The sequence below is a fragment of the Polaribacter sp. Z014 genome, assembly GCF_023555435.1.
GTDB lineage: Bacteria > Bacteroidota > Bacteroidia > Flavobacteriales > Flavobacteriaceae > Polaribacter.
Genome location: NZ_JALCZP010000005.1, coordinates 223,265 through 229,445 on the forward strand (window position 1 = coordinate 223,265; position 6,181 = coordinate 229,445).

At 29.4% G+C, this 6,181-nt stretch carries 5 protein-coding genes; 4 read left to right on the plus strand and 1 reads right to left on the minus strand.

Translation table 11 applies throughout. The features are described from left to right. Positions 1-8 precede the first annotated feature (8 nt). Positions 9-1,235 (plus strand): mannose-6-phosphate isomerase, class I, encoded by a 1,227-nt coding sequence (gene manA / locus MPF19_RS09225; protein ID WP_249987921.1) that lies wholly within the window; start codon positions 9-11, stop codon positions 1,233-1,235. A 9-nt stretch (positions 1,236-1,244) separates the two neighbouring features. Here the strand turns inward: manA and MPF19_RS09230 are convergent, their stop codons facing one another. After that, positions 1,245-1,604: a hypothetical protein gene (locus MPF19_RS09230; protein WP_249987923.1), complete on the minus strand. Its 360-nt coding sequence runs from the start codon at positions 1,602-1,604 to the stop codon at positions 1,245-1,247. Between the two features lie 1,811 nt (positions 1,605-3,415). Here MPF19_RS09230 and MPF19_RS09235 point away from each other — a divergent pair. The 3 genes from MPF19_RS09235 to MPF19_RS09245 form a co-directional block, all read left to right on the plus strand. Further along, complete coding sequence (locus tag MPF19_RS09235) at positions 3,416-3,985, plus strand: UpxY family transcription antiterminator (RefSeq protein WP_249987924.1); 570 nt, start codon at positions 3,416-3,418, stop codon at positions 3,983-3,985. A gap of 101 nt (positions 3,986-4,086) precedes the next feature. After that, complete coding sequence (locus tag MPF19_RS09240; RefSeq protein ID WP_249987926.1) at positions 4,087-5,619, plus strand: MATE family efflux transporter; 1,533 nt, start codon at positions 4,087-4,089, stop codon at positions 5,617-5,619. A 3-nt stretch (positions 5,620-5,622) separates the two neighbouring features. After that, a partial coding sequence (locus MPF19_RS09245; RefSeq protein WP_249987927.1) for a hypothetical protein occupies positions 5,623-6,181 on the plus strand: 559 nt, incomplete at its 3' end.

Consider the following 6,181-nt stretch of genomic DNA (forward strand, 5'->3'; position numbering starts at 1 on the left):
AAAAAAATATGGGGAATTTGGATACAAAAGACAATCGACTATTTAGAATTGAAGGACAAGTGCAAAATTATGATTGGGGTGGAGAAAGCTTCATTCCTAATTTAGTTTCACAACCGATAGTACCAAACACCACGTATGCAGAATATTGGTTAGGGGCGCATTTAAAAGCACCATCTAAAGTAATTACAGATAAAGGCAGCGTTTCTTTAGAGCAGTTTTTAGATCAAAATAGAACAGAGAACTTAGGGGAAGAGGTGGCAACCGACTTCGGTAAATTACCCTATTTGTTTAAAGTTTTAGATGTTAGTAAAATGCTTTCTATACAAGTACACCCTAGTATTGCTGCGGCTAAAATAGGGTATAAAAAAGAAAACGAACAAGGAATTCCATTAACAGCAAGTAATAGAAATTTTAAAGACGAAAATCACAAGCCAGAAATAATGGTGGCTTTAACAGATTTTTGGTTGTTACATGGTTTTTTAGAACAAGAAAAATTAGTAAAAAACTTAAAAGAAACAGTAGAATTAAGTTTCTTATTAAACACTTTTTTAGAAGAAGGGTATTTAGGACTTTATAAAAAGGTAATGGAATATAGCCAAGAAGAGGTAAATACAATTTTAAGACCTTTGGTAAAAAGAATTCTACCTAAATATAGAAAGAATGAGTTAGCGAAATCTTCGCCAGCATTTTGGGCAGCAAAATCATTAAACAATAAAGATACTGAAGATATTGATAAAGGAATCTTTTCTATTTACTTTTTTAATATTTTAAATTTAAGCAGGGGAGAAGCTATTTTTCAGGATGCAGGCGTGCCACATGCGTATTTAGAAGGTGTAAATATGGAGTTAATGGCAAATTCAGACAATGTTTTAAGAGCTGGATTAACAAGCAAGCATATAGATGTTGCCGAATTGATTAAAAACACAAAATTCGAAGAAACGATTCCGAATATTTTACTTGGTGATGAAAATAAAGCAAACGGAGAAGTTGTTTTTAAAACCAAGGCTAAAGATTTTGAACTAAGTAAAATTGAATTGACAAAAACGGTCACTCATACTGCTACTTCAAATTCTGTAGAAATATTAATGGCTTTAAAAGGAGCTGCCACTGTTACCCAAAATAAGGAGTCTATTTCTTTAGATAAAGGAGAATCTGTGCTTATTAAAGCGAATACAACTTATCAGATTACGACAACCTCTGAGGTAGAAATTTATAAGGCAAGTGTGCCAAAATAAAATTAGAATCTAATTTAAAATTGTTTTAGAGTTTTTTACTCTAAAACAATTTTCTGATCCTAAGAATTTCGGGTTTCCTGCTTCTTCAGACCAAAAACCTTCTAAAATATCTTTGTTTAAACATTTATAAACCACCACTCCTTTATATATTTTATCTTCAAAGCCTACATATGTAAAGTTGATCACAAGAATGTTATTTTTAAAAAATCCTGTACCAGATTGTTCTTGAGATTCACTAATATTCCATTTGGCAATAATTCTTTCATTTTCATCTAAAGATAAATGAAGTTCTCCTTTATACGTGTTTTTATCAGCATCTTGATTGCTGCCAATAATAGAAAAAGTGCCTACTACATCTTGAATTGTCATTTTTTAGAAAGATGAACCCTTTAAGGTAATTGGTTTATAGTAATAGAAGATCATCGCTATCACAATCTTGATAATTAACAGGAACTTCTTTATAATTATCATCGAATGCTACAGGATAGATATCCCATGTACCTAATACATCATTACTAGAAATAGATGTATTTACATTTGCATAAAGATGAGTGTCAAGGTCAAATTTAGAGTCTTCATTAGTGCAAGCAGTACATAAAAGATACGCTAAGAAGAATACATGGTAAAACCTAAATTTCATGTTTTTTTAATTTTTTTATAAATATAAAACTACTTTTTAAAAGAATAGATTGTTTTTCTGTATTTAGTGATAATTTAGAATCTAGAGCGAATGTTGCGTTAGTAGATGCTTTATTTGTTCTAAAAATTAGAACTGTTTGCAGATGTAAACATATTTCTACCTTTTTAAAAAATTGTTCTTGATGGGGAGCATTATAAATAAGGTGTTTTTCAAGGAAACGAAAAGAAAGACAATAAATTCGGTGCTGTTTTCTATTTGTTAGACTGTTGCAATTTTATGCAGAGGCAAATGGTGTTAGTATGCTATAATAAGCAAGTCTTTCTTTATAAGGTAATACCAATTTTTTTCAAAATCAGAAAAATAGTACTACGGATAAAATAAAAACTTTAAAAAATGAGATCAAAAATTAATCATATTTTAGAAAAATTGGTGTTTTCTAGTTTGTTTTGGCAGGTGTTATCTAGATTTATTATAAGAAACCTGCTTTACGGCTGGTGTAAAGTGCTGCTAATTAGAAGAGTAGTTTTGTTGTTATAATTGAGCTTTATTAGAAAAAGGTGAGGACAATTTTTAAAAATGAGTAGTAAATAAGTAGTTTTTTAAGTTAAATAATTAGCTTTGTATGTTAAAAATTCTATATTTGCGAAGAAAGAAAAAGGATTGCTACCCCCCTAAAGGTTCTATATAAGAGTTATGTTACTGTAAATCTTATGGTTAACCAATTATCCAGCTTTTTATTGAAAATGAGACTTTTTGTTAATTAAAGAGTTTCTAATAACGTTGTCATTTTTAAGTATTAAATTTTAATTTACTACTGAAATGTGATTTTCGGCGGCGAAGCCATATTTTTTGGGATAATTACTTCCAATTTTGGTTTTCAAATTTGCTGAAATTAACAGTAGCATACATAGTTTAAAAATTAGAAATATCTTAGTTGTAATAGGTTCGGCTTGTTTAAAAAAAAAAAAGAACCTCTGCTATAATCAATTTGTATTCTTTTATATAAAAAAGATGCTTTAAGGTTGCTTTTAAGATATTAATAGCTAAAACGATACGTTTTATTGTTATAAATAAGCTTTATTAGAAGAAAATGAGGATAATTGAAAAAAAGAAGAAGTAAGTTAATAATTTACGATAGTTAAAATAATTGCTTTTTAGGTTAAAATAATTGCTATTTAAGTTTAAAGTTTTACATTTCTTTGTCTCGAATAAGGATTGCCACCCCCCTAAGGTTCCATTTAAGAATTATATTATTGTAAGTCTTTTGGTTAACCAATTTCCTATCTTTTTATTGAAAATGAGACTTTTTATTACCTAAAAAGTTCCTGTAAACGTTGTCGTTTTTATGTATTAAATTTTTATTTACTACTAAAATGTGATTTTCGATGGCGAAGCCATAACTATTTGGGAAAAGTGTTTCCAATTTTGTTTTTTGAATTTATTAAAATTAACAATAAAATAAATAGCTTAAAAATTAAAAGTAGCGAAGTCATAATATGTTAGGCTTGTTTTTAAAAAACAATGATTAAAATAAGATAGTATGAATTTACCAAAAAAAACAACAAAAGATAAGCAGTGGTTTGCCGTATTTACTAGACCTAAAGCAGAAAAAAAAGTAGAAGAAAGACTTTCTAAGGCTGGGTTCGACGTTTTTTTACCTTTACAAACCGTGGTAAAACAATGGAGTGATCGTAAAAAGAAAATGCAAGTGCCCTTAATCAATTCTTATGTGTTTGTGCAAGCAACTCAAAAAGAATTATTAGCGGTTTATCCCATAATAGGTGTTGTTTCTATTTTAAAGTATTTGGGTACATACGCAGTTGTTAAGGATACCGAGATTGAAAATTTAAGAATTCTATCTAACAATACAAATCTTGTTTCAACTATTTGTACCAGAACAAATAGAATGGCCAAAGGAACAAAAGTTACCATTTTAGAAGGCCCTTTTAAAGGATTACATGGTACCTATTTAACCCATGCAGGAAAAAATAAGGTAATTATAGAAATGGAGACTTTAGGTGCTTGTGTAGAAGTTACGTTACCTATTCATAGTATGGAAAAGAATTTAATAAAGCAAGAGAATGCCATAGTTTTAGATGGCAGAAACTAGTACAATGCGTTTCATTTAGAAACATAATGTTTTTAATATTTTTAAATGGTAAATAAAAGAAACGTATTATTTCTAAATAATTTAGGCAACTAAAACGATACATGAAAGAAGCAAAACGCGTAGCAAAAAATACGGGAATTTTATACGCTCAAATGGCTATTACAGTGTTGATGTCTTTGTACACAACACGTTTAATTCTAGCCGCCTTAGGTGCCGAAGATTTTGGGATTTTTAATGTAGTAGGTGGTGCAATTGTAATGTTAACCTTTTTAAATGCGGCAATGGCGGCAGCTTCACAGCGGTTCATGTCTTTTGCGCAAGGAGAAGGTAATTTTAAAAAGCAAAAAAGTATTTTTAACATTAGCCTCGTATTACATTTTTTTATTGCTATTGCTGTTGTTGTTTTATTAGAAATTGTTGGATATTTTCTGTTTGATGGTATTTTAAAAATTGACATAGAACGGATAGGTGTTGCAAAACTTATCTATCAATTTTTAATTGTAAGTACGTTTTTCACCATAATATCCGTACCGTATGATGCAATTATTAATGCGCACGAAAACATGTTATTTGTAGCTATTTTGCGTATAGCGGAAACGATATTTAAGTTAGGCATCGCCTTATTTATTACCTATACGAGTTTCGATAAATTATATATGTATGGGCTTTTAATGGCTTCGCTATCCGTCTTATTATTAATTATACGTCAAATTTATTGCCATAAAAAATATGAAGAAGTAGACATTAATATAAAAAAATATTTTAACAAACCATTATTTAAAGAAATGACTGGTTTTGCAGGGTGGAGCTTTTTGGGTTCTTCTAGTAGTTTAATTACAAATTATGGGCAAAGTATTGTTATTAATATGTTTTTTGGCACTGGTGTAAATGCAGCCCAAGGAGTTGCGGGACAAGTAAGTGGTCAACTAGGAGCTTTTGCAGGCACTATGATGAAAGCCTTAAACCCATTAATAGCAAAAAGTGAAGGTGCCGGCAATAGAAGTTTAATGTTAAAAGCGTCTTTTATAGGGAGTAAGGTTTCGTTTTTTTTGTTAACCATTTTTTACGTACCAGTTATTCTTGAAATGCCTTATATTTTTGGGTTCTGGTTAAAAGAAGTACCTGAATTTGCTGTTATATTTTGCCAATTATTGCTAGTTAGAAATTTAATAGAACAGCTCTTTCTTACCTTATCATCTTCTATTGCTGCTGTAGGAAATATTAGGAAATTTGAAACTTATGTTTCCATACTAAATTTTACACCGTTAATAGCAACTTATGTTTTATTCTATTTTGGCTTCCCTCCATATACCTTGTATTTCGTCTATATAATTTTCGCTGTTTGTAATGCAGGTCTTATTTTATATTTCGCAAAAAAAGAGTGTGGTTTATCTGTCTCGGAATATCTAAAGGATGTGGTGTTTAAAAGCATTTTATCTTTTATAATTTTAATATTAATTACATCAATTCCTAATTATTTTTTAATAGAAGGTTTTATTAGGTTGGCTATAGTTTTAGTTGTTAGTACCTGTTTCTTTTTTATGGTAGTTTGGTCTGTTGGTATAACAACTTACGAGAAAGATATGGTAAGGAGTATCATCAATAACTTTTACTCTAAATACAAAACAAAATAATAAATGAAAGATTATTCTATTTTCGTAAACTCATCTGACGCATATGCTGATTTATGGCCTGTTTTTTTTGATTTATTTCATATGTATTGGCCAGAGTATAATGGGGTTATTTATTTGAATACTGAAAGTAAAACGCATACCCATGCAAAATTAAACTTAGTGTGCACAAACATTGGGGTACAAGATAGTTTTGGTAAGGCGTTTAGAAAAGGGCTTGATTTAGTTGAAACCGATTCTGTTTTACTGATGATGATAGATTTTATTTTTATGGCGGATGTAAACAATGAAAAAATAATAGAATATTTTAACTATTTTAAAGATCATAATTTAGATTCATTTTGTTTAAATCATCAGAGTTATAACAAATTAGAAAAAACCAGTTCTAATGATATTTATATGGTAGTGCCTCCTTCAAAAGACATGTTTTCATATCAAATTGCTTTTTGGAAAAAAACAGTACTTTATAAAATGGCTTTACCTCACGAAAACCCTTGGACTTCAGAATGGTATGGTGCAAAAAGAGCTAATAAAATAAAATTAAAGCTTGCTTGTCTTTCTAAGG

Excerpts from the sequence above, each read along its gene's own strand:
- manA (WP_249987921.1), top strand. The coding sequence starts at position 9 with ATGGGGAATTTGGATACAAAAGACAATCGACTATTTAGAATTGAAGGA.
- MPF19_RS09230 (WP_249987923.1), bottom strand. The coding sequence starts at position 1,604 with ATGACAATTCAAGATGTAGTAGGCACTTTTTCTATTATTGGCAGCAAT.
- MPF19_RS09235 (WP_249987924.1), top strand. The coding sequence starts at position 3,416 with ATGAATTTACCAAAAAAAACAACAAAAGATAAGCAGTGGTTTGCCGTA.
- MPF19_RS09240 (WP_249987926.1), top strand. The coding sequence starts at position 4,087 with ATGAAAGAAGCAAAACGCGTAGCAAAAAATACGGGAATTTTATACGCT.